The 21,513-nt window shown below is 45.5% G+C and carries 18 protein-coding genes and 2 riboswitches; of the genes, 13 read left to right on the top strand and 5 right to left on the bottom strand.

Annotation, left to right across the window (positions count from 1 at the left end; all coding sequences use genetic code 11):
* The first annotated feature begins 26 nt into the window (after positions 1 to 26).
* A complete protein-coding gene (locus AB4Y93_RS00705; protein ID WP_441889199.1) occupies positions 27 to 1,223 on the top strand; it encodes a Ger(x)C family spore germination protein in 1,197 nt (398 codons plus the stop codon).
* 181 nt (positions 1,224 to 1,404) lie between these two features.
* Here AB4Y93_RS00705 and AB4Y93_RS00710 read toward each other — a convergent pair whose 3' ends face one another.
* Positions 1,405 to 2,025 (bottom strand): LysE/ArgO family amino acid transporter, encoded by a 621-nt coding sequence (locus AB4Y93_RS00710; RefSeq protein ID WP_441888111.1) that lies wholly within the window; start codon positions 2,023 to 2,025, stop codon positions 1,405 to 1,407.
* A gap of 206 nt (positions 2,026 to 2,231) precedes the next feature.
* Here AB4Y93_RS00710 and pdxR point away from each other — a divergent pair, with 206 nt between their 5' ends.
* From pdxR to AB4Y93_RS00740, 6 genes are all read left to right on the top strand, one after another.
* Complete coding sequence (gene pdxR, locus AB4Y93_RS00715) at positions 2,232 to 3,665, top strand: MocR-like pyridoxine biosynthesis transcription factor PdxR (protein WP_441888112.1); 1,434 nt, start codon at positions 2,232 to 2,234, stop codon at positions 3,663 to 3,665.
* A 155-nt stretch (positions 3,666 to 3,820) separates the two neighbouring features.
* The gene (locus tag AB4Y93_RS00720) at positions 3,821 to 5,830 is read left to right on the top strand and encodes an acyltransferase family protein (protein WP_441888113.1); all 2,010 of its coding nucleotides are present in this window, start codon (positions 3,821 to 3,823) and stop codon (positions 5,828 to 5,830) included.
* A gap of 28 nt (positions 5,831 to 5,858) precedes the next feature.
* The gene (locus AB4Y93_RS00725) at positions 5,859 to 6,362 is read left to right on the top strand and encodes a sigma-70 family RNA polymerase sigma factor (RefSeq protein WP_441888114.1); all 504 of its coding nucleotides are present in this window, start codon (positions 5,859 to 5,861) and stop codon (positions 6,360 to 6,362) included.
* Positions 6,355 to 7,248 carry a DUF3298 domain-containing protein gene (locus tag AB4Y93_RS00730; RefSeq protein WP_441888115.1) on the top strand — a complete coding sequence of 298 codons (894 nt, stop codon included), beginning with the start codon at positions 6,355 to 6,357 and terminating at the stop codon, positions 7,246 to 7,248. Before AB4Y93_RS00725 ends, AB4Y93_RS00730 begins: the two co-directional genes overlap by 8 nt.
* 151 nt (positions 7,249 to 7,399) lie before the next feature.
* Positions 7,400 to 8,221, top strand: a complete 822-nt coding sequence (locus AB4Y93_RS00735) for a DUF2935 domain-containing protein (RefSeq protein WP_441888116.1) — start codon at positions 7,400 to 7,402, stop codon at positions 8,219 to 8,221.
* 64 nt (positions 8,222 to 8,285) lie between these two features.
* Positions 8,286 to 9,065, top strand: coding sequence for an SDR family oxidoreductase (locus tag AB4Y93_RS00740; protein ID WP_441888117.1), 780 nt, complete (start codon positions 8,286 to 8,288; stop codon positions 9,063 to 9,065).
* Between the two features lie 37 nt (positions 9,066 to 9,102).
* On the opposite strand, the gene yjcZ (AB4Y93_RS00745) is transcribed toward AB4Y93_RS00740, so the two are convergent.
* The 4 genes from yjcZ (AB4Y93_RS00745) to AB4Y93_RS00760 form a co-directional block, all read right to left on the bottom strand.
* On the bottom strand, positions 9,103 to 9,234 hold the full coding sequence (gene yjcZ, locus AB4Y93_RS00745; protein ID WP_167274323.1) for a sporulation protein YjcZ: 132 nt from the start codon (positions 9,232 to 9,234) through the stop codon (positions 9,103 to 9,105).
* A 242-nt stretch (positions 9,235 to 9,476) separates the two neighbouring features.
* Positions 9,477 to 9,641 carry a hypothetical protein gene (locus AB4Y93_RS00750; RefSeq protein WP_167274326.1) on the bottom strand — a complete coding sequence of 55 codons (165 nt, stop codon included), beginning with the start codon at positions 9,639 to 9,641 and terminating at the stop codon, positions 9,477 to 9,479.
* A 211-nt stretch (positions 9,642 to 9,852) separates the two neighbouring features.
* Positions 9,853 to 9,984 (bottom strand): sporulation protein YjcZ, encoded by a 132-nt coding sequence (yjcZ, locus tag AB4Y93_RS00755; protein ID WP_441888118.1) that lies wholly within the window; start codon positions 9,982 to 9,984, stop codon positions 9,853 to 9,855.
* A 245-nt stretch (positions 9,985 to 10,229) separates the two neighbouring features.
* Complete coding sequence (locus AB4Y93_RS00760; protein ID WP_441888119.1) at positions 10,230 to 10,394, bottom strand: hypothetical protein; 165 nt, start codon at positions 10,392 to 10,394, stop codon at positions 10,230 to 10,232.
* A 320-nt stretch (positions 10,395 to 10,714) separates the two neighbouring features.
* On the opposite strand from AB4Y93_RS00760, the gene AB4Y93_RS00765 reads away from it, so the two are divergent.
* From AB4Y93_RS00765 to atzF, 6 genes are all read left to right on the top strand, one after another.
* On the top strand, positions 10,715 to 12,436 hold the full coding sequence (locus tag AB4Y93_RS00765; RefSeq protein ID WP_441888120.1) for a stalk domain-containing protein: 1,722 nt from the start codon (positions 10,715 to 10,717) through the stop codon (positions 12,434 to 12,436).
* Positions 12,437 to 12,696: 260 nt separating this feature from the next.
* A riboswitch (guanidine-I (ykkC/yxkD leader) is annotated at positions 12,697 to 12,801 on the top strand.
* 61 nt (positions 12,802 to 12,862) lie between these two features.
* Positions 12,863 to 14,218, top strand: coding sequence for an APC family permease (locus tag AB4Y93_RS00770; protein ID WP_441888121.1), 1,356 nt, complete (start codon positions 12,863 to 12,865; stop codon positions 14,216 to 14,218).
* Between the two features lie 111 nt (positions 14,219 to 14,329).
* A riboswitch (guanidine-I (ykkC/yxkD leader) is annotated at positions 14,330 to 14,433 on the top strand.
* A 47-nt stretch (positions 14,434 to 14,480) separates the two neighbouring features.
* Positions 14,481 to 15,200: an urea amidolyase associated protein UAAP1 gene (locus AB4Y93_RS00775; protein ID WP_441888122.1), complete on the top strand. Its 720-nt coding sequence runs from the start codon at positions 14,481 to 14,483 to the stop codon at positions 15,198 to 15,200.
* 98 nt (positions 15,201 to 15,298) lie between these two features.
* Complete coding sequence (locus AB4Y93_RS00780) at positions 15,299 to 15,949, top strand: urea amidolyase associated protein UAAP2 (protein WP_441888123.1); 651 nt, start codon at positions 15,299 to 15,301, stop codon at positions 15,947 to 15,949.
* A 28-nt stretch (positions 15,950 to 15,977) separates the two neighbouring features.
* Positions 15,978 to 19,625: an urea carboxylase gene (uca, locus tag AB4Y93_RS00785; protein ID WP_441888124.1), complete on the top strand. Its 3,648-nt coding sequence runs from the start codon at positions 15,978 to 15,980 to the stop codon at positions 19,623 to 19,625.
* Positions 19,622 to 21,370, top strand: coding sequence for an allophanate hydrolase (atzF, locus tag AB4Y93_RS00790; protein ID WP_441888125.1), 1,749 nt, complete (start codon positions 19,622 to 19,624; stop codon positions 21,368 to 21,370). Before uca ends, atzF begins: the two co-directional genes overlap by 4 nt.
* Positions 21,371 to 21,513 lie beyond the last annotated feature (143 nt).

Below are 21,513 nucleotides of genomic sequence, written 5' to 3' on the forward strand. Positions count from 1 at the left end.
ACTCGCTGCGCAGCCTGTACCTTCTGATGTTATGCCTTTCTTTCATGTTCATGGGCACGGGGTGTTGGGATCAGGTTGAGCTTAACCGTGCATCTCTTATAACAGGGATGGCCTTGGAGCCTGGTCAAAATATGAGATACAAAGTGACCTTCGAAACCGTTAATGCCCTGGAGACCGATCCAAACAAAGGGGGGAAGGGTGGTACACCTACTGCCCTGTATACCAAGGAAGGGAATTCTATAGCCGAAGCAACCTCCCGATTAAATGAAAGCCTGGAACGTATGCCGCTCCTTGCCCATATTCGAATCATTATCATAGACGAGAAGCTTGCGAGAGAGGGAATCAATCAATTTATAGACGTGCTTCAGCGTAACCGATATGTGCGTGAGGATGTTCTCGTACTGGTGGCCAAAGGGTATCCTGCTTCGGATTTCTTGAAGACAGTGTATGCGAGGGGGCAATATGCAAGTTTTAAAATTCAAACACAAGTTGAGACCTATCGTCAAGTTTTTGGCGGTATCCCCCGTAGTCATCTCTATGATATTGCACAGGCGCTTCTGACCGAAGGCCGTGTGTTAATGCTTGGGGCGATTACAATATCCGGCGATGTCGAAAAAAGTAAAAGTCTGGATGCGATCAAAACCATCTATCCTGCTGCAGTTGTCAAAACGGCAGGAGCAGCGGTATTTCGAGGGGATAAGCTGATTGGTTATCTCTCTAATGAACAGACCCGAATGGCTATGCTTGCCAGTGACTATGTCAGAAGTACTTTATTTTCCTTGCCTGGTCCGGGCGGTAAACCAACAAGTCCTGGTGCTATTGGCGTACAGTTCTACCATATGCATAGCCACATGCATGTCAGCATGGATGGCGACAAGCCGATATTCAAGCTACATGTTGAAGGAGACGGCAAAATAACAAGTATAGACCGCAACATCAAGCTGACCAAAATACAGGGCTTTAGTACAATTGAACAGTTGACCTCCGAATATGTGAAAGAAAAGATGCAGGAGACGTTCATTTATGCCCAGAAGAAGCTTGGTGTTGATGTATTTGGATTTGGTGAGCATTACTATCGGTATCACTTCCGTAAGTTCAAGCCTCTTGCAAAGGAATGGAACACGCTGTTTACAAGAGCGGATTTGGATGTGAAGAGTGACTTTACGCTAAGACGCCCTGATCTCAAGACTCAGAAGATTGAAAAGGAAGGGATTGGGCCTTGATTGGAAAAGTCTTTGACCGATTACGCAGCATTCTGCGCATCCGAATGTTCTTCCGATCGCCATTACTCGTGGATTCTGAATGGCCTTGCTAATTAATCGTAGCAAGGCCATTTTATATAAATTTATTTGGTCTCAGTATTTTTTAATACTTAACATTTTAAGAGGGCTAATTCTTTGCTTTCTAATTAAAGAGGTCACTTGCATTTATCGCGAGCAACATAATAGCAGATGCCCAAATGAGCAAGGCAGAGATTTTGTTCATCATCTTCATTAGCTTTCCGCTGGAATCCAGATTCCCGAGAATACGTCCGGCCGAAGCGAGAGAGAAGAACCATAGCCAGGAAATGAGAATACAAGCAAGCGTAAACAACCATCTGTCTGCACCGTTATAATGTAAGGAACTTGTGCCGATGACTCCAATCGTATCCATGATGGCATGGGGATTAAACAGGGAGACAGAGGCGGCAAGAAGGATCTGCTTAAGGGGGGAGTAACGTTCAGCTTCCTCTACAGTTTGCCCCCCGCTGCTAGAACGCCAGGTCATCCATCCGATGTGAGCTAGAAATAATACACCTGCCACAATCAGGATGGTCTTTAGAATCGGGATGTTTATTATAAGGACGGAGACACCTAGAATAGCCAGCAGGATCAAGATTGTATCGCATAAAGCAGCTGCAATAATAACAGGCAATGCCATACGGAATTTGGGATGAAGTGCGCCTTGTGAGAATATAAACACATTTTGCGCTCCAAGTGGCAGAATAAGACCAATCGCGAGCAATAAACCATGAAAGAACGGCAAAGAAAACACAGCCTTTCGTTAGTTGTAAATATGGACTCATTGTATAAGGATCGTCTATAATTGTCTCCATCCAATTGGTTGGTTACCGTACCAACCAATTTCTATTACCTTGAAAATTGGTTGGTTATCGTACCAACCATTTTCTATTATCTTGAATATTGGTTGGTACAGCTACCAACCAATGCTCATATAAAGAGGGGGACGCTATGAAGTTTGAAACGAACTGGAAGCCGGATCGACAGAGTGGGATCCCCTTATACCGGCAAATCGCAGAATATATGCGGGATAAAATCATAAGCGGGGAATGGCCGCCGGGAAGCCGTATTCCAACCGAGAGATCCATTGCACAGGCATTTAATGTGAATCGAAGTACCGTTGTTCAAGCATTCGCAGAGCTCACGGCGGAGGGAATAATTGAGGGGAAAAGTGGAAGAGGGACACTTGTTACTTTTGCTGCAGGGAATAGGGGGATTCCAAAGCTTCCGGATTGGGAGTCCTATGTGAAGACGGGTACTCACAAGCCTAATCTCCGTACGATACAAGATATTAATCATGCAGAGTTTCTCCCGAATATAATCCGGCTTGGGACAGGTGAGCCTTCTCCGGATTTATTTCCGCAATCGCTGGGATCAATACTTCGGGAGCTCCCAGCCCAAATGAAACATTTTGGCTATACCGAGCCGCGAGGACTTTATGAACTTCGTGAACAAATAAGCCGGCATATGGGGCATTATAGTGTGAAAGTTTCTCCAGATTCTGTCCTCATCGTTTCAGGGGGCTTGCAAGCTCTTCAGCTTATCGCACTTGGCTTACTGAAGAATGGTTCAACCGTGCTGGCTGAATCACCTTCGTATTTGCAGTCCTTACAAGTGTTCCAATCTGCCGGGATGAGTTTGACTGCTCTGCCGATGGATGCTGATGGGGTGAATATCGAGACATTGGAGCAATATGCGAGAAGTGGGAGAGGCACCTTCCTCTATACGATTCCAAGCTTTCATAACCCTACTGGCATCGTGATGTCGGAACAAAGAAGGCTAGAGATCTATAAGCTAGGTATGCAGCATAAGCTGCCGATTATTGAGGATGATGCCTATCGTGATCTATGGCTGGATGAACCGTCACCACTACCGATCAAAGCTCTGGATCAGAATGGTCTTGTGCTCTATATCGGCAGCATGTCGAAGTCGCTCAGTCCGGGTTTGCGGATCGGCTGGGTAATAGGACCCGAGCAGGTTATTCATCGGCTAGCGGATGTGAAGATGCAGTCGGATTATGGGGCAAGTTCTTTATCGCAATGGACGGTCATGCATTTTCTTAAGCATGGGTTATATGAAGAGCATCTGGTTTCTATAAGGAAGGAACTTAAGCGCCGGCGTGCGTATATGCTTCAATTGCTGGAGCATCATTTGCGGGATAAAGCTACCTGGCTCATCCCAACCGGCGGTTTTTACATTTGGTTACGGTTAAATGGTGAGCCAGCCATTCCTTCTTTATTTGAAGCCGCACTAAAGGAAGGAGTGCTTCTAAACCCCGGCTATTTGTATGACAAAACAGATCAGCATCACCTCAGACTATCCTATTCCTTTGCCTCTTTAGAACAAATGGAGAAGGGGATTCGTCTGCTTGCAGAGTTGATTTAAACCTAAGGTTCTCATCGCAATTATGGAAGCATTCCTTAAGGATAAGGAATGCTTTTTTGTTTTATATTTCCATGTGTAAATCGCAAACTTTTTGGCTCATTAACACGTCTTGAATACATAGTTAATTATTCGATAAGTAAGGGACGGAAGCAGCAATGGAAGACAACATGAACAGTATGAAGCGTTATATGCCGGGAATTGACGGATTAAGGGCCTTATCGGTGCTTGCCGTCATCGCCTACCACTTGAATATGAAGTGGGCGCAAGGTGGATTAATTGGTGTAGCTATTTTTTTCGTTATCTCTGGGTACCTCATTACCGATCAAATCCTTATTCAGAAACAGCGTCACGGTAAGCTCAATTTAAAAGATTTCTGGATAAGAAGAGCCCGCAGGCTGCTTCCGGCCATGTTCTGCATGCTGCTGTTCGTCGCCATTTGGCTGTTGTTCCTTAATCCCAACCGACTCCTGCATTTGCAAGGCGACTACTTGTCATCCTTGTTCTATGTCAATAACTGGTGGCTCATTTTCCATCAGGTCTCGTATTTCGAAAGCTTTGGCCCACCCTCGCCAATCGGTCATTTATGGTCCTTGTCGATTGAAGAGCAGTTTTACTTGCTTTGGCCACTTCTTCTGTTGCTAACTCATCGGAGAGGTAAGCTATTTCTCTTTATTCTTGTTGGGGCTATCGCATCCGCTGCAGCTATGTTGTTTCTTTACGAACCGGGTGCAGATCCAAGCCGTGTCTATTACGGAACAGATACTCGTATGTTCGGACTGCTGATCGGAGCTGCACTTGCTGTGGTATGGCCGAGTCATAAATTGAAACAGGCGGTATCAAGAAGCGCTCGTTATTCCATGAATATCATTGGAGCAGCTGGCTTGCTTGCTCTGATTTACATGATGTACAGCATGAATGAATATGATGCTTGGTTATATCGCGGTGGTTTTCTTCTGTTGTCTGTTATTACGGCTGTGGTTATCGCTGTTCTTGCTCATCCGGCAAGCAGACTTGGTGAAATAATGGGCTTTCGTCCACTGAAGTGGATTGGCGTACGTTCTTACAGCCTATACATTTGGCATTATCCAGTTATTGTATTAACCTCACCCGCCAATCAAGCAAGCGCTCCTAATGTCTCACTTGTTGTCATGCAGGTTGCTGCAAGCTTTGTATTGGCGGCCTTGTCTTATAAATTTATTGAAGAGCCGCTTCGCCGCGGGTCAATTAGAGAAATTTCGCGAAAATTATTGTCCGTTAGATGGTTTGGTTTGCAGCCGATTGCTCTTATGTTAATTATTCCTTTACTGCTTACACCAAGCTCTTTCGGAGGGTATCTCCTGAAGGCTAAGCCGGCTCCTACGCCAGTTGTTTCTCAGCCCATCGAACCGGACTATGAGGTGCATCCTGTTACAACTCCTGATGGAAATGAAGCAGGCAAGGGCGAAATCATTCATGCTGATCAAGATAAAACAACATCAAATGCACAGACCGCTAAGGATGAGAATCCGCCAAAAGAAACACCTCATGAACCAGTTCCGACAGAAAAACCGACTGAAACACCGGAACCTCCTAAGGAGCAGCCGACTGAAACACCGGTGGATAATGGGAAAAAGCCTGATGAGCAGCCTTCAACTGAGCCCCCTTCGGTGAAGCCTTCAGACCCAGAAAACACCGTCCAGCCACCGCTGGAACACCAGTCGGGCAAAGGTATTACGGTTATTGGTGATTCTGTCATCCTGGATGCTGCGCCATTCCTGGAGAAGCAGCTTCCCGGCATTGTCATTGATGGTAAAGTTGGCCGGCAAATGCGGCAGGCTCAAGAGGTTATCAATCAGATGAAGGAGGACAACAAGCTGGGCAGTACGGTTGTTGTCGAGCTGGGTACGAATGGAGCTTTTACAAGCAAACAATTAAAAGCTTTGATCCTGTCGTTGGGTAAAGTTGATCATATCTATCTGGTGAATACAAGAGTGCCTCGTAATTGGCAAGACACCGTAAATAAGATGCTTCCAGAAGTTGCTAAGGATTTCAGCAATGTCATCATAGTAGACTGGTATACGGCAAGTGAAGGGAAAGACGATTATTTCTCCAACGATGGCGTTCACTTGAAGAAGGATGGCGCACAATTTTACGCAGCTATGCTCATTGATGCCATTACTAAGTGATCATAAATAAAGAAGGGTATGCCGGGCTATGTTGAATAGGAAGACCGAACAATTACTGACGAATTGTATTACCGAGAATAAGCAGAATATCTACCGGCTGGCATACAGCTATGTCAAAAATAAAGAAGATGCGCTCGATATCGTACAAGATTCCATCTACAAAGCGATGACGAGTATAGAGTATCTCAAAGATGAGTCAGTAGTGAGAAGCTGGTTTTTCCGCATCGTAGTTAATACATCGCTCGATTTTTTACGTAAGCATAAGAAGATTTATCCGATGGATCAAGAAAAGCTGGAATTGTACGCGCATGGTGCAGTGGATGAGTACATGGACATTGATCTCGTACGAACGCTTGACGATCTGCCTCCCAAATATCGGGATGTTATCATTCTTCGTTATTTCGAAGATATGAAGATTGAAGAGGTAGCGGAAGTTCTTCATGACAATGTCAATACGGTCAAAACACGTTTGTATCAAGCGCTAAAGCTTCTTCGTGTGAAATTAAAGGATAGGAGATCAAGTAATGACTGATATACTAGATAATCTTAGGAAGGAGTACCAAGCGGTACCGATTCCCGAAGAGCTGGATTTAATCGTTAATCGATCTATTAAGCAAGCCTTGCAAACACGCAGAGTAAAACGGTTGAAGGTCAAAGGGCTTACTGTTGCGGCAGCGATCCTTGTGTTCTTGATTGCCATTAATGCAAGTACAACGGTTGCGAATGCCTTTGCTGCGATTCCGGGAGTGGATCGAATCATTAAGGTGCTGACTTTAAAAGAGTTTAAAGTCGCTGATCCTAATTATGACGCCAGCATTAAGGTGCCCGCAATCACCAATATGGAGAACAAAGAATTACAATTAGGGCTGAATAAGAAGTATTTGGCTGAAAATAAAGCGCTGTACGATCAATTCCAAGCTGAGATTGAGGAATTAAAGAAACAGGGATTAAATGAGGCTCATATCGGAGTTGACGCGGGCTATGAAGTGAAGACCGATAACGACACGATCTTCTCCATTAGTCGTTACGTCACGCAAATCGCAGCTTCTTCCTCGATGGAAATGCAATTTGATACGATTGATAAGAAAAATCAAATTCTGATTAGTTTGCCAATGCTGTTCAAAGACGATCAATATGTTCAGGTGATCAGCGAGAACATTATTAGTCAGATGAAAGAACAAATGAAAGGCGACGAGGGTAAAATCTACTGGATCGCCGGCGAAGCAAATGATATTCCGATGGAAGAAGCGTTCTCTACGATTAAGAAAGATCAAAGCTTCTACATTAACAATGACGGCAAGCTTGTTATCGTGTTTAATAAATACGAAGTGGCGCCAGGTTATATGGGCCCAATTGAGTTTATCATTCCAACGTATCGGATTGCAGGAGATCTAGTCAGCCACAATTACATTAAGTAAGAAAGAAAAGAGGAACTTCGGTTCCTCTTTTTTATTGTACGTTGATATAAATTGACGCGCCGCGAGCGCAGAGCGGTCTATTACTTTGACATAGGACAATGCAAATTTAACATAACATCAAAGAGGCGAGTAAATGGGAGGTTGATTGCAATTGAATGTATTTGTGACGCGTTCACTTGATGAGATCAGGTTTTGGTCTAGAATTATGAAAGAGCATTCCCTTTTCCTTAAGCTCGGATTTCGCTGTGAGGACACACAGCTCATTCAGGAAGCTAACGGATTTTATTCCCTATTTGAACAAATCGAAGCGAAATCGCATGGGTATAATGCTGACACTGATCCTCAGCAAATCAGGGCATTTAATATAGAAGTATACAATGCAGCAGTTCATATATGGGTTTTTAAGCGCAAAGTGCTGGGGTTAATAATATCTTGCAAGATGCCGGGAGCAAATAATTTCCCTCTGTTGGTCGACCATACCAGCAGAGAAGCAAATTACTTTAGAAACCGCCTTCAAGAACTAAATAACGGTCAACTAGAGCCGCTGCATGACGCCATTATTGACGAGAATGTTTTCTTTTTGAAGATTATGGCTGACCACGCCAAATTTATAGGGCATTTGCTTGACCCTTCTGAGCGGAAATTAGTCGAGCAAGCACGGGAATTTAGCCAAGATTTTGATACGTTACTTTGGCAAGCTCAGGATTTAAGTTCAATGCGTCCTCAGTCGCAAACGCAACCTTTACTGAGTCAATTTTTAGACCAAAATCGCGTTTCAGTAGTCAGTCTTCGTGATTTTAAAAAGACTGCTCGGGATCTAATAGAGGCTTGCCGCATCAAGAGTATCATACACCCCTTGTTAGCTGATCATGTTTATCGGGAAGCAGAGCGTTTCTTGGAGATTATCGATATGTTCGAAAACCATCTAACAGGGAGTGCCCCCCAGAATCTAGGTCATGACGCATGGCATTAGTGACAAAATAGAGAAAAGGATGGTAAAATACAGCAGATAAAGACAAAGGGAAGGGACTCGTCCAATGCAACTTCAATCCAATACTATTCTTATTACAGGCGGCGCATCCGGCATCGGGCTGGAGCTGGCTGGCCGTTTGCTTCAGCTTAATAACATTGTTATCGTCAGCGGCCGAGATCAAGCCAAGCTCGATAATGCTAAGAAGCAATTCCCGAAGCTTCATACCTTCCAATGTGATGTGACTGATCCAATTGCTATTTCGGATCTGTATAACCAAGTGACTGCTCAATTTCCGAAACTGAATTTCCTTATTAATAATGCCGGACTCATGCGTAAAATAAACCTGCAAACGAAGGAAATCGATTTACTGGATATTAACCGTGAGATTGAGACGAACCTCAGCGGCCCGATTCGCATGATTAATCAATTCCTACCGCAACTATTAAAGCAGCCGTCCGCGGCTATTATGAACGTCTCTTCTGCTCTGGCATTTGTGCCTTTTCCTATCTCACCGGTATATGGCGCAACTAAAGCAGGCATCCATTCCTATACGCAATCCTTGCGGGTACAATTAAAGAATACACCGGTTCAAGTATTTGAATTGGCACCGCCATTAACACAAACGACCTTAGTTGATGCGTTTGAAGGAAATGATATGAAGGGTAGTGTACCAATGGCTGTTGCGAAGCTGGTAGACTATGTGATGAAAGGTCTGGAGCGGGATCAGCTCGAGATCCGTCCAGGTCAAAGCAATCTGCTTAAGCTGATGAGCCGCGTGGCGCCTAATTTTATCTTCAAACAGCTAAGTAAATCAGTAGATGCTATGCTTGCCGATCGTAAATAGACAAACAAAAAAGGCCCCGTGAAGGGCCTTTTTTTGTTTAGCTTTCTTTTTTATCGCGATATCCGCCGTGGACTGGAGCACAGCCACTGCTACCGCCAAACATACCACAGCTGCAAGCAATAATGACCAACAAGATAAACAAAACAAGAATGAAACCGGAAGAAGCCATTAAGAATAAAACCTCCTAGTAATTTAGAATACACTATATATTATGTATCTATGTTATGAATTGCTTGGACATTTAGCGGGGTGATAGAGGTCCAATTCCATATCTCAGTAAAGGACATTGTCCTAAGTAGGCAAATTCACGGTGCTCTGAACGAACAAAAAACCCCACGAAGGGGTCTTTTGTTTTTTTATATTGGAGAGAAATTAAGTTTCTGCTTTCATGGAGGCATGAGGCTTTACTAATTAGTAGTAACCTTTACCTTGACCTACGCCTCCAACCATTGGGCCGCCACAACCGCCGCCACCCCATCCGCCTACAAAACCACAACCGCAGACGATGATCACCAGCAAGATGAACAACACAAGAATGGAACCAACATTATTAAAACCATGGCCAATTCCTGACATAATTCACAACACCTCCTTACGTCTGGAGTATACATTATTGTATGAGGTGGGGTGAAAATATGCTTGGGTATTTGCCTCTGAGGCATTTGACCAATTCCATTTGCCCCTCCGTAACAAATGTAATGGCATGACAGGGGTAAATCAGTAGATGGAATGTGGACTGATTCCAATAAATAGACAAACAAAAAGGCCCGTAAAGGGCCTTTTTGTTTTAGCATTCTTTTTTATCACGATATCCGCCGTAGACAGGACCGCAGCCACCGTTTCCACCAGTAATACCACAGCTGCATGCGATAATGACCAACAAGATAAACAAAACAAGAATAAAACCGGAAGAAGCCATTAAGAATAAAACCTCCTAGTAATTTAGAATACACTATAGATTATGCTCCAATGTTCTGAATTGCTTGGACAGATAGTAGGGTGATAGAGGTCCAATTCCATTAATCATGATAGGTCATTTATATAGAAAGGCGGAATGTCAGGTGCTTGAAACGCACAAAAGACCCCGTGAAAGGGTCTTTTGTTTTTATATGATAGAGAAATTAAGTTAGTCTGCTTTCATGGAGGCGACATGAAGCTTTGGTATTAGTAGTACCCTTTACCTTGACCTACTCCACCAACTGGCCCGTAGCCGCCGCCGCAGCCGCCGCCAAATCCACCTACGAATCCACAGCCGCAGATGATGATTACCAGCAAGATGAACAGCACAAGAATGAAACCAACATGATTACCATGGCCGATTCCTGACATAATTCACAACACCTCCTTATCTGAATTATACGTTAATATATGTGGGAGGAGAGGAAGTGCTTGGGTATTTACCTCGGAGGCATTTGACCAGCTCCATTTGCCCATAAGTAAAATGTCTCGATCAAGCACAAAGGAGTCCGGAACTGGCTTACCCTGTTGACCAACAATGAGATGGGGGAGGTGACCGAAATTCCATTTTAAATTCATCGTTTACGGAAGGGCAGGTAATATAGAAATAATTGGTTGATAAAACACTTTATATTGCTATACTTAATTTTGTAAAAATATTGAAAGTAATAATTGAACAGGGAGGATCTAGAATGCTGCGCAGCAACAAAGCTTTGATCGCTCTATTGGTTTGTACAGCAGTTTTCTCAACAACATTCCTAACAGGTGCTGCTTTCGTGAAACAATCGAAGCTTCCAACAACGCAGGACAAGGTATTGCCGTTAACCATTTATAAGTACGGTGATAAGACAAAGGAGCAAGTGCGGTTCAGAACAGATGGAGACTATGAATGGCGTTGGGGTATCGTTAGTGCAGATCAATTCTCCTACAGTACATTCAATTATAATTGGATTCCATCCAGCGGTAATAATATCGGTTATAGTGATGATAACAACGTCTATTATGAAGTGACCCCGCAAGGGGAGCGAAACTGGACGTTCTTCAATGGACGAGAGTTTGATCGTATTGATTCGGAGAGAATGATATCGATTGAAGTGAAGAGTCAGGAGTCTCAACTCATCATTGAAGGGGAGGAGTCGGCTCCCTCAACGGAATACGGCAGCCTAACGATGCTAAATCGATCAGGTCAAACTTTATTGGAATCGGAGTACATATTACCGAAGCAATTCTTCTCTAATCCCTATAGTTTTGACTCAGATGGCAATCTGATTATTTTGCGCTCTGACGGGATTGCCTCCTTTAGCAAGAAGGGTACTCTCAACTGGATCTATAATGATGGAGTTAGCGCAAAGATTGGGCCGGATAGTCATTCCCTATTTGGTAGTACTTCCGTTGCGGATACGAATGTAAACAGTATAACTGCACCTAAAACCAATGAAATTCTAGTAGGAACCGATGAGGGGCTATTAATTCTGAGCAATCAAGGTAAACTTGTGTCGAATAATTCGCTTAAACCAGCGGTTATTCAAATGGATAATGGAACGAATTTAGTTGACTTATATGTATCTGAAGATGGATTATATTGGATTAATGGTGAGTTCTATAAGAAAGAAGAAATTATTGAAAATTATAACAATGGTAAATTTACTGTGGGTGCTTCAGCTCTGCCTGAGGCTAAGTGGTCTAAAGGTGTGTACAAAGCAGGAAAAAGCAATGACCTTAGCGCTTATGATACCCAAGGAAATGTAAAATGGAAGTATTATACTTCTTCATGGAGCAAGATTTCTAATCTCGCAGCGGATAGTGAAGGGAATGTATTCTTCACCGATCAAGTTGGAAATATTTATGGTCTGGATTCGAATGGTAATGAGAAGTTTATCGTGGTTTTCCCTAATAAGGATGAACAGTTCTATCAGCTGAGAATGACCGTCAAAGTGAACGGTAAGACGAAGAAATTGACCGTTGCACCTCAATCTATTAAATCCACAGGCTATATTCCAGCATCCATAGTTGCTTCCGCTCTTGGCCTCCAAGAGGAATGGGATCCGAAATTGAACGAAATACGTTTCGGAACACCTGTCGAGCTTGCCGAAGATGCCATTAAGCGCTTCTTAATACATGTTGAGCGAGGAGAAGAACAACTTGCCAATGCTGAGCTTCGTATTGCGGGCAGCACGTTCGAACAAAAAGCTCCTCGGTTGGCGGTGTCGCAGTCATGGGAGAAATGGCTATTTGATATCCAGGAGATGAAGGTAAAGACGCAGAATAATAACTCCATAACAATCGAGACCAAGCAGCATAATCAGAAATTTCTCAACACAGAACGACTTGTAGATGAAACGTCTATGCAATTATATTCCCTTAAGCTGCTTGATGATGGTCAATGGCATATTACAAATATGGATTTACGGTAATTATTAATCAATCAAGAAGAAGTCTGCTCTGAAGCTGGAGCAGGCTTTTTTTATTTGTAGGCTTGGATGTTCATCATTGCGTAAGGGAAGAGATTAGTGCCATGTGAGTGGGTAAAACGACTCAAATGTAAGAATATCGAACATGTAAAAGAATAAATTTCAAAAAAGGTCTTGAAAACGCCAATTTACATGTTATATTAAATAACATCAAGTTGAAACGGAGTATGTGAGCTTAACTCGCATGGCTCAGCGAACTGAATAGATTTGTCCTCTAGGGTTCCGTAGCGGTAACGCCGCTGGTCTGGTCCGAGAGAGGACGCACAGCCGCGCGGCTGTGTCCACGGAGGGATAAAAGCCCGGGAGGATATGAAAATATCTTCCCGCGGCTTTTTTATTTTTTGTTCAGAGAGAGGGAGGAATATGGAGATGAAACAAGAGGTTACGCTCCGCCAATCACTTACACTCGTTCAAGTTGTCGCACTTGGGCTCGCATGGATGACACCGATGATTTACTTCTCGGTATTTGGTATCGCGTACGATGCATCAAAGGGCATGATCACAGAAGCTTATTCGCTCTCAATTGTCGCTATCTTTTTCACTGCGTATAGTTACAGTGTTATGGCCAAAATCTTCCCAGGCTCCGGTTCGTCTTACACGTATGTGAAGAAGTCGATGCACCCGATTCCCGGATTTACTGTTGGTTGGGCAATCATGCTTGATTACTTGTTCTCTCCCATTATCGCATGCCTCACATTCGGCATCTATCTGAATGCTCAGTTCCCGGCCATTCCCGCCTATGTCTGGATCATTGTGCTGAATGTGGTGCTCGCAGTAGTTAATATAGCAGGCATCAAGTTCTCAGCTAGCTTAAGCAAGCTGTTTGTACTATTCCAAATCATCTTCATTGCGTTGTTCTGCGGATATTTGATTAAAGGGTTGTCTGGTGTACATGATGTTGTACTTCCGTTCTCACATATGGATGCGGGACTGCCGACTCTGCTTGCCGGAGCTTCACTCATCTGCTTCTCGTTCCTTGGGTTTGATACGGTATCCACACTGTCAGAAGAGACGATTAATGCGAAAAAGACGATTCCAAAAGCCATTATGCTGATCATCCTGATCGCAAGTATCTTATACATTGCAACATCTGTCCTCATTCAAGTCAGCTATCCTAACCTGACGTTTAATAATATGGATTCCGCTGGATTTGAGTTGATGAAAATGGTTGGCGGGGCGACGCTTGGTGCAATCTTCACAACCGTTCTTATTTTCGCGATCTTCACACAAGGCTTAACATCAGTTACAAGTGTATCACGCCTGATGTATGTACTTGGACGTGACTCGATTCTTCCGAGAAAATTCTTCGGTACACTTCATCCAAAATTCCGTACACCGGTGAATAACATCATCCTTGTGTCTATCATTTCATTGCTCGCTCTTGTGATCAGTCTTGATATGGCCGTCAAATTCGTAAGTTTTGGTGCATTGACGTCATTTGCTTTCGTCAATATCTCCGTCATTGTGGAATGCTTTATTAAACGGAAACAACGTTCACTGAAGCAAACGTTCCAGTATCTGATATTCCCATTGATCGGAGCATCATTCATTATCTGGTTAATTACCTTGCTGGACACTCAAGCTTTGCTGCTAGGCTGCGTATGGCTCGTGTTTGGTGTAACGTATTATCTGATCCGCACAAGAAAGACGAGAGAAAGCCATACAACAGCTAACACCAATTCGATCTTTCCGGCGTCTGCAGCGATAGAATCAGAACTCAAATAAAAATTAATGTTATATATATTGACACGAAAAAAGAATCCACTTATACTTGCGGTATGTTAGAAAACTTCACATCTGAATAAAGGTTCTGCACAGCAAATGAAGTGCTAGAACGACAAAGCTGTCTAGGGTTCCGTTGGCTGTTACAGCCAAGCCTGGTCCAAGAGACGGCGTATGGCGGAAGCCATATGACACGGAAGGACAAAAGCCTGGGAGATTATTCTCCCGGGCTTTTTTTGTTACCAACATATAAGGGGGAATTGGAATGAGCAGCATTTGGCAAACATCGGTTCGAGCAGGGGAGAAATGGTCGGGTGTGATTCGAAAAGGGAGACTCATTCGGTTCACTGCGTTAGAAGCAGGCGCAAACCTGTCGGCCATGATATTTCATGCGAAGGATTTGACCGAGCGCTACAATATGCCGGATTCGTTAAAAGCACAATATACCGCACACCTGACAAGAGGAAATACGCTGATGAGCGATAACGGACGGGTGCTTGCCAGCATCGTGGAAGACAGCCTTGGCTGGCATGATACGATCAGCGGCTATACAACACGGGCGCTTACAGACCGCAAGTATGGGAAGACGACCTATCAAGAGCTTCGCAATGAATGGCATAGATCAGGTCAAGAAAATTTCGCAGTGGAGTTAACAAGGAATGGACTTGGTGTACGGGATCTGTCACCGGTCGTGAATCTCTTCTCCAAAGTGTACTGCGATGATGAAGGACAGATGCATTACGCGACGGAGCATTGCCCGGCTGGCGCAACCGTTGTCCTTCGTACCGAGATGGATGTGCTGCTAGTTCTGTCCAATACACCAAATCCGCTTGATCCAAGAACGGCATATCCTTCCGTTCCTGTAAACATAGAAGTCTTGGAAGCTGAAGCCGTGAATGAAGATGATTATTGCTTGAGCTACAGGCCGGAGAACAAGAGAGCATTCGAGAATACTTGGAGCTATCATCAATTGACTGGTTTGTAATTATTGACGCTTACGAAGCATGAATTGCTTCACAATTCATTAGGTTTATGCTTACGAAGCATGAATTGCTTCACAATTCATTTAAGGAGGATTCACATATGGGAAGCTTTAACCGAATGGAGAGCGAACGTTTGCCAGAGGCAGCGATCTATAATGAAGTGATTTTGGCAGGGGATGGCTGGATGCATGATCTGGAACCGGGTCAAGTGCTTCGCATTGTTGATTTGGAAGGGAATCAAGCGGCGGATACATTGTTCTTTGACGCAGATAATCCGGAGGACCACTATAGCGCGGTTGCGACGATTGCGAATCAGCAAAACATTTACTTAACAACAGGTTCGGTCTTACTGGCGGAATCCGGCAAAGAGCTGGTGAAGATTGTTGCCGATACTTGCGGGCGTCATGATACGGTAGGCGGTTCCTGTTCCGCACAAAGCAATACAGTTCGATATGCACACGAGAAGCTTCACATGCATAACTGCCGGGATACTTTTATGCTGCAGCTGGCACAAAGAGGTGAGCCATACGGTAAACGGGATTTGGCTCCTAATGTGAACTTTTTCATGAATGTGCCGGTAACGCCGCAAGGCGGATTGAAGTTTGATGATGGTGTCTCCTCACCAGGAGCTTATGTAGAAATGCAGTCGATCGGCCGTACAGCTGTACTTATCAGCAATTGTCCACAGCTTAATAATCCTTGCAATGCTTATAATCCAACGCCGGTTCGGGTCCTGATCTGGAACAGCTAATCATCTTGGGAGAAGAGGAGAGGTTCATATGTTTACTAAGGTACTGATTGCTAATCGGGGTGCTATTGCGGTTCGAATCGAGAGAACGCTTCGTAAGATGGGCATTGCCTCCGTTGCTATATATACGAAAGCCGATCAAGACAGTCTGCATGTAGATCTGGCGGATGAAGCAGTCCTTCTAGGAGAAGGCCCAGCGAAAGAGAGTTATCTGAATGCGGATCTTATCCTGCAGATTGCCAAAGAAACAGGTGCTCAAGCGATTCATCCTGGGTATGGCTTTTTGAGCGAAAATGCAGATTTTGCACGGGCATGCCGGGATAGCGGTATCGTGTTTATCGGGCCAACTCCTGAGCAAATGGAAGCATTCGGCTTAAAGCATTCCGCACGTGAGCTTGCAGAGAGAGCAAATGTTCCGCTTCTCCCGGGTACGCCGTTATTGACTGAACTGGAGGAAGCCGCTCATCATGCATCGGAGATTGGCTATCCCGTTATTCTGAAAAGTACAGCAGGCGGCGGCGGGATCGGCATGCGGGTATGTGCAGATGAAGATGCACTTCGCGCTGCCTTCGATAACGTTCGTCACCTCGCTGAAGCCAACTTTAAGAATGGCGGCATGTTCCTTGAGAAATATATTGCGAAAGCACGTCATGTTGAAGTGCAAATCTTCGGAAACGAGTTTGGCGAAGTTGTTGCTCTCGGCGAACGTGATTGTTCGGTCCAACGCCGGAATCAGAAGGTAGTCGAGGAAAGTCCTGCTCCTCAATTCCCAGTAGAGGTTCGGGCAGAAATCCTCGCTTGTGCGAAGCGACTGGCGGCTGAAGCTGGTTATCGCAGTGCTGGTACGGTCGAATTCCTGTATGATCCGTCCAGCTGCAAGTTCTATTTCCTCGAAGTAAACACTCGCTTGCAGGTCGAACACGGCGTTACCGAGGAAGTACTTGGTCTTGATCTAGTGGAGTGGATGGTGAAGGAGGCGGCTGGTGAACTGAGTGCCTTGGAATCACTTGTGGGTACGCCAAAAGGACATAGTATTCAAGCTCGTATTTATGCTGAAGACTGTCTGCAGCAATTCCGTCCAAGTGCGGGGCAACTGGATCAAGCTTTGTTCTCGCCGGAAGCTCGTAACGAAACTTGGGTTCGCGATGGGATTACAATTACGACGCTTTACGATCCGATGCTGGCAAAAGTTATCGTTCATGGCGAGAATCGTGAAGATGCGATTGCAAAGCTGAAGCAGGCGCTCCAAGAGACTCGTTTTTATGGGATAACAACGAATTTGCAATATGTTCAAGCGCTTCTTGATGAAGAGCAATTCACAGCAGGGGATGTATTCACCCAGCTTCTTAATAACTTTGTACCTTCCGAATCGGCCATTGAGGTGCTGGATGGTGGTATCCAATCAACGGTTCAAGATTATCCGGGCCGAGTTGGTCATTGGGATGTTGGAGTACCGCCATGCGGACCAATGGACCCGCTCGCATTCCGTATCGGGAACAAGCTGCTTGGTAATGCCGATCAAGCTAGCGGCCTTGAACTGACGCTCCGCGGTGGTTCTTATAAGTTCAGAGAAAGTATGCATTTCTGTGTAACAGGTGCAGAAATGCAGCCAACTTTGGATGACGTGTCCATCCCGATGTATACAACTGTAAAAGCAGAACGCGGACAAGTGCTCAGCTTTGGAGAATCAGAAGCAGGCTTGCGTACTTACCTTCTGATCGAAGGCGGGTTTGATATGCCGCTTATTCTTGGCAGTGCATCAACGTTTACGCTTGGTGGATTTGGCGGACATGGTGGACGTGCACTACGAACAGGTGACGTACTTGGTGTGAATCGCCATCAAGGAGCGGATCTCATCCATGTGCAGCCTTCGCTGCCTAGTCAATTACAGCCAGCCATTACTCGTGAATGGACAATTGGTGTTATTCCAGGGCCGCATTGCACAAATGAATTCCTCAAACCTGAATATTTGGAACAGCTTGCGAATACAAGCTTTGAAGTACATTTTAACAGCTCTAGAACTGGTGTGCGTCTTATTGGACCAGCTCCTCTTTGGGAGAGAGAGGATGGTGGGGAAGCAGGTCTTCATCCATCGAATATTCATGACAACGCTTATGCGATTGGAACGCTTGATCTAACCGGTGATATGCCGATCCTGCTTGGACCGGATGGCCCTAGCCTTGGTGGTTTTGTATGTCCGGTTACGACGGCATCCGCAGAATTCTGGAAGCTTGGTCAACTGCATCCCGGCGATAAAGTCCGCTTCCAACTCGTCACGCTGGAGGAAGCAGAAGAGCTGCGTATGCAACAGGAAGAGCTGCTGAATGCGATTCAAGAAGGGGATTGCTCGGCAATTGAAGCGATAGCTTTACCAGTGGTGCATTCGTCCGTATCGCCAGAATATCCAGTTCTGTTCCGTGAAGCTGAAGGACGTAAGTTCCCGATTACAATCCGCTGCAGCGGCGATGAGAATCTTCTTGTCGAGTATGGCTCATTAGAATTGGATTTGCTTTTGCGCTTCCAGGTTCATGCTCTTATAGAAGCAATTCGTGAAGATGGTACTATTCCTGTTCTTGATCTGACGCCTGGTGTACGATCTGTTCAAGTGCATATCGATGCTTCGAGAATTACGGTTCGGGAAGCAGCTAAGCAATTGCTCGCCATTGACAGCCATTTGCCGCCGCTGGAATCGATTCGTGTACCTTCCCGTGTCGTCCGCCTACCGTTATCTTGGGATGATCCAGCTACGCAGCTGGCGATTGACCGCTATCAGCAAAATGTTCGTCCAGATGCGCCATGGTGCCCTAGCAACTTGGAGTTCATCCGCCGTGTGAACGGACTTGAAAGTATTGATGATGTTCAGCGAATTGTTTTTGATGCCAGTTATCTTGTTCTTGGCCTTGGCGATGTTTATCTTGGGGCACCACTTGCAACTCCAATCGATCCGCGTCATCGTCTTGTTACAACCAAGTACAATCCGGCACGGACTTGGACTCCGGAAAATGCAGTTGGCATTGGCGGCGCTTATATGTGCGTATACGGTATGGAAGGCCCAGGCGGCTACCAATTCGTAGGCCGAACAATTCAAATGTGGAACAAACTTCGTTCGACAGAAAGCTTTAAATCCGGCAAGCCATGGCTGCTCCGATTCTTTGATCAGATTCAATTTTACCCAGTATCAGCAGAGGAATTGCTCCAGCTTCGTGAAGACTTCCCACGTGGACGGTTCGAAGCGGACATTACGGAGACGACCTTTGATCTTGGCGAATATTTGCAGTTCCTGAGTTCGATTGAGGAGAGCGCCGGACAATTCCGCAGCCAGCAGCAGCAGTCCTTCAACGAGGAGCGCGAGCGTTGGAAGGAGCTTGGACTTGCAGAGTATGTATCTGAGCAGGATTCGTCGAAGCCGGCGAGTGATGAGGAGCTGCCTTCTGACGTGGATGCCATGAAATGCTCCATGCCGGGCAGCGTCTGGAAAGTACTTGTGAATCCGGGTGATACGATTAAGAAGGGCGATACTCTTATTATTGTAGAGTCGATGAAAATGGAGTTTTCGCAAAATGCGCCATTCGACGGTGTGATTCATTCTGTACATGTTAAGCCAGGTGACAGTGTAAATGGCGGCCAACTTATTGTTGGCATCTCGAAACAATCGGAGAGGGAGCTGACTAGCGTATGAATGACAACCAATTGCGAATAACGATCTCTTCGCTGCGTGAGCGCTATTTGAACGGAACATTGACGCCAGAGCAAGTGATCCAAACCATCATTGATCGTGCACAAGCTGACGAAGCAAAGCATATTTGGATTACACCCCCATCATTAGCTTTTATCCAGCGTTATCTGGAACGACTACATCGGCTTGATCGTACACAATTGCCGCTTTGGGGTATCCCTTTTGCGGTAAAAGATAATATCGATGTGGCTGGAATGCCAACGACAGCAGGCTGCGAGGATTTCTCTTATTTGCCTGCTGATCATGCTGCTGTGGTAGAACGTTTAATAGAAGCAGGTGCAATTCCTGTTGGAAAAACAAATCTCGACCAGTTCGCAACTGGACTGGTCGGGACGCGAAGCCCGTATGGCGAGACGCATAATTCGCTGCGGCCCGAGCTGATAAGTGGCGGTTCAAGCTCCGGCTCCGCAGTTGCCGTTGCTTTAGGTCAGGCGGCCTTTTCGCTTGGAACGGATACGGCTGGATCGGGCAGAGTACCTGCAGCACTTAATAATCTGGTTGGTCTGAAGCCAAGTGTTGGCGCATGGTCCATTAAAGGTGTTGTGCCAGCATGCGAAAGCTTGGACTGCGTGACGGTATTTGCCCACAATCTGGAGGATGCGGAGCTGGTCGATCAAGTAGTGCGCGGCTTGCAAGCCGATGACCCATGGTCTAAAGAGATCTCGGCGGGCGGAGATAAGCTGCCTGTGAAAATTTTACTGCCTGAAAGCCAGCTTGATTTCTACGGACCGTTTGAAGACTCTTATAGAGCGGCATGGGAACAGGCAGTGGTTGATCTGAAAGCATTAAATCTTCCAATCGAGTATGTAGAAGCAGAGCTGTTCCAAGCTGCGGCAGCGTTGTTGTATGAAGGACCTTGGGTTGCAGAGCGATGGGCAGCACTAGGCTCGTTTATTGAAGCGAATCCTGGCGTTACTTTCCCAGTAACTGAGCAGGTACTTCGCAGCGCTACAAAGCCGGAATTTGATGCTTCATCCGTATTCAAAGCTTTCCATAAGCTGCAAGGCTATAAGCTTGCGGCGAGCAAGCTTTTGCAAGATTCGGTACTTGTGATGCCTACAGCGGGCGGCACTTGGACACGTGAGCAGGTTGCGGCTGACCCGATTGGTACGAATAGCGCCATGGGCAAGTATACGAATCATTGTAACTTGCTGGATCTGTGTGCACTCGCTGTTCAATCCGGCGAAGCTGAAAAGGATTTGCCATTTGGGATTACCCTGTTTGCCTCGTCAGGAGGAGAGGGGATGCTCTTCGAATTAGCAGAGACAATCCGTTCCTCGAAGGAGAAGCAGCCCACTACTCTCGTAGCGGTGTGTGGTCTGCATATGCGTGGTCTGCCGCTGGAGCGGCAAATGCTCGAGCATGGTGCCGATTTTGTCCGTGAAGATTACACCTCCGCGACCTACAAGCTGATGAAGCTTCAAACTGTGCCGCCAAAACCAGGCTTGTTCAAACAGACGCATGGCGGAGCATCCATTGCTGTTGAAGTATGGGAAATGCCGCTCGCTGCATTTGGTTCCTTCACGGCTGCTATCCCCGGACCGCTTGGCATCGGTAAAGTCGAGCTCGAGGACGGCACAATCATCCCCGGCTTTATCTGTGAAGCGTATGGAGCAGTAGGTGCGGAAGACATCACCTCTTACGGCGGCTGGAGAAAAGCGATTGAAGCCGTGAACGCGGTGTTGTAACACGGTTTTTCTGTGTAAGAGCTCTACGTTGGTGTTGGTCAATTGGTTGACACCAATAAATTCCAAGATTTATACTCTTAAATAGAAAGACGCACGATCCTCGATGGAAAGTGCGTCTTTTTATTGGACAATATTCACGGCAA

The sequence above is a fragment of the Paenibacillus sp. YAF4_2 genome (assembly GCF_052113225.1).
Lineage (GTDB): Bacteria > Bacillota > Bacilli > Paenibacillales > Paenibacillaceae > Pristimantibacillus.

Coding starts and splice junctions, on each gene's coding strand:
- yjcZ (WP_167274323.1), bottom strand. CDS start 9,234: ATGGCTTCTTCCGGTTTCATTCTTGTTTTGTTTATCTTGTTGGTCATT.
- pdxR (WP_441888112.1), top strand. CDS start 2,232: ATGAAGTTTGAAACGAACTGGAAGCCGGATCGACAGAGTGGGATCCCC.
- AB4Y93_RS00705 (WP_441889199.1), top strand. CDS start 27: ATGTTATGCCTTTCTTTCATGTTCATGGGCACGGGGTGTTGGGATCAG.
- AB4Y93_RS00760 (WP_441888119.1), bottom strand. CDS start 10,394: ATGTCAGGAATCGGCCATGGTAATCATGTTGGTTTCATTCTTGTGCTG.
- AB4Y93_RS00770 (WP_441888121.1), top strand. CDS start 12,863: ATGAAACAAGAGGTTACGCTCCGCCAATCACTTACACTCGTTCAAGTT.
- AB4Y93_RS00725 (WP_441888114.1), top strand. CDS start 5,859: ATGTTGAATAGGAAGACCGAACAATTACTGACGAATTGTATTACCGAG.
- AB4Y93_RS00730 (WP_441888115.1), top strand. CDS start 6,355: ATGACTGATATACTAGATAATCTTAGGAAGGAGTACCAAGCGGTACCG.
- AB4Y93_RS00780 (WP_441888123.1), top strand. CDS start 15,299: ATGGGAAGCTTTAACCGAATGGAGAGCGAACGTTTGCCAGAGGCAGCG.
- AB4Y93_RS00775 (WP_441888122.1), top strand. CDS start 14,481: ATGAGCAGCATTTGGCAAACATCGGTTCGAGCAGGGGAGAAATGGTCG.
- AB4Y93_RS00750 (WP_167274326.1), bottom strand. CDS start 9,641: ATGTCAGGAATTGGCCATGGTTTTAATAATGTTGGTTCCATTCTTGTG.
- AB4Y93_RS00720 (WP_441888113.1), top strand. CDS start 3,821: ATGGAAGACAACATGAACAGTATGAAGCGTTATATGCCGGGAATTGAC.
- yjcZ (WP_441888118.1), bottom strand. CDS start 9,984: ATGGCTTCTTCCGGTTTTATTCTTGTTTTGTTTATCTTGTTGGTCATT.
- AB4Y93_RS00765 (WP_441888120.1), top strand. CDS start 10,715: ATGCTGCGCAGCAACAAAGCTTTGATCGCTCTATTGGTTTGTACAGCA.
- atzF (WP_441888125.1), top strand. CDS start 19,622: ATGAATGACAACCAATTGCGAATAACGATCTCTTCGCTGCGTGAGCGC.
- AB4Y93_RS00740 (WP_441888117.1), top strand. CDS start 8,286: ATGCAACTTCAATCCAATACTATTCTTATTACAGGCGGCGCATCCGGC.
- uca (WP_441888124.1), top strand. CDS start 15,978: ATGTTTACTAAGGTACTGATTGCTAATCGGGGTGCTATTGCGGTTCGA.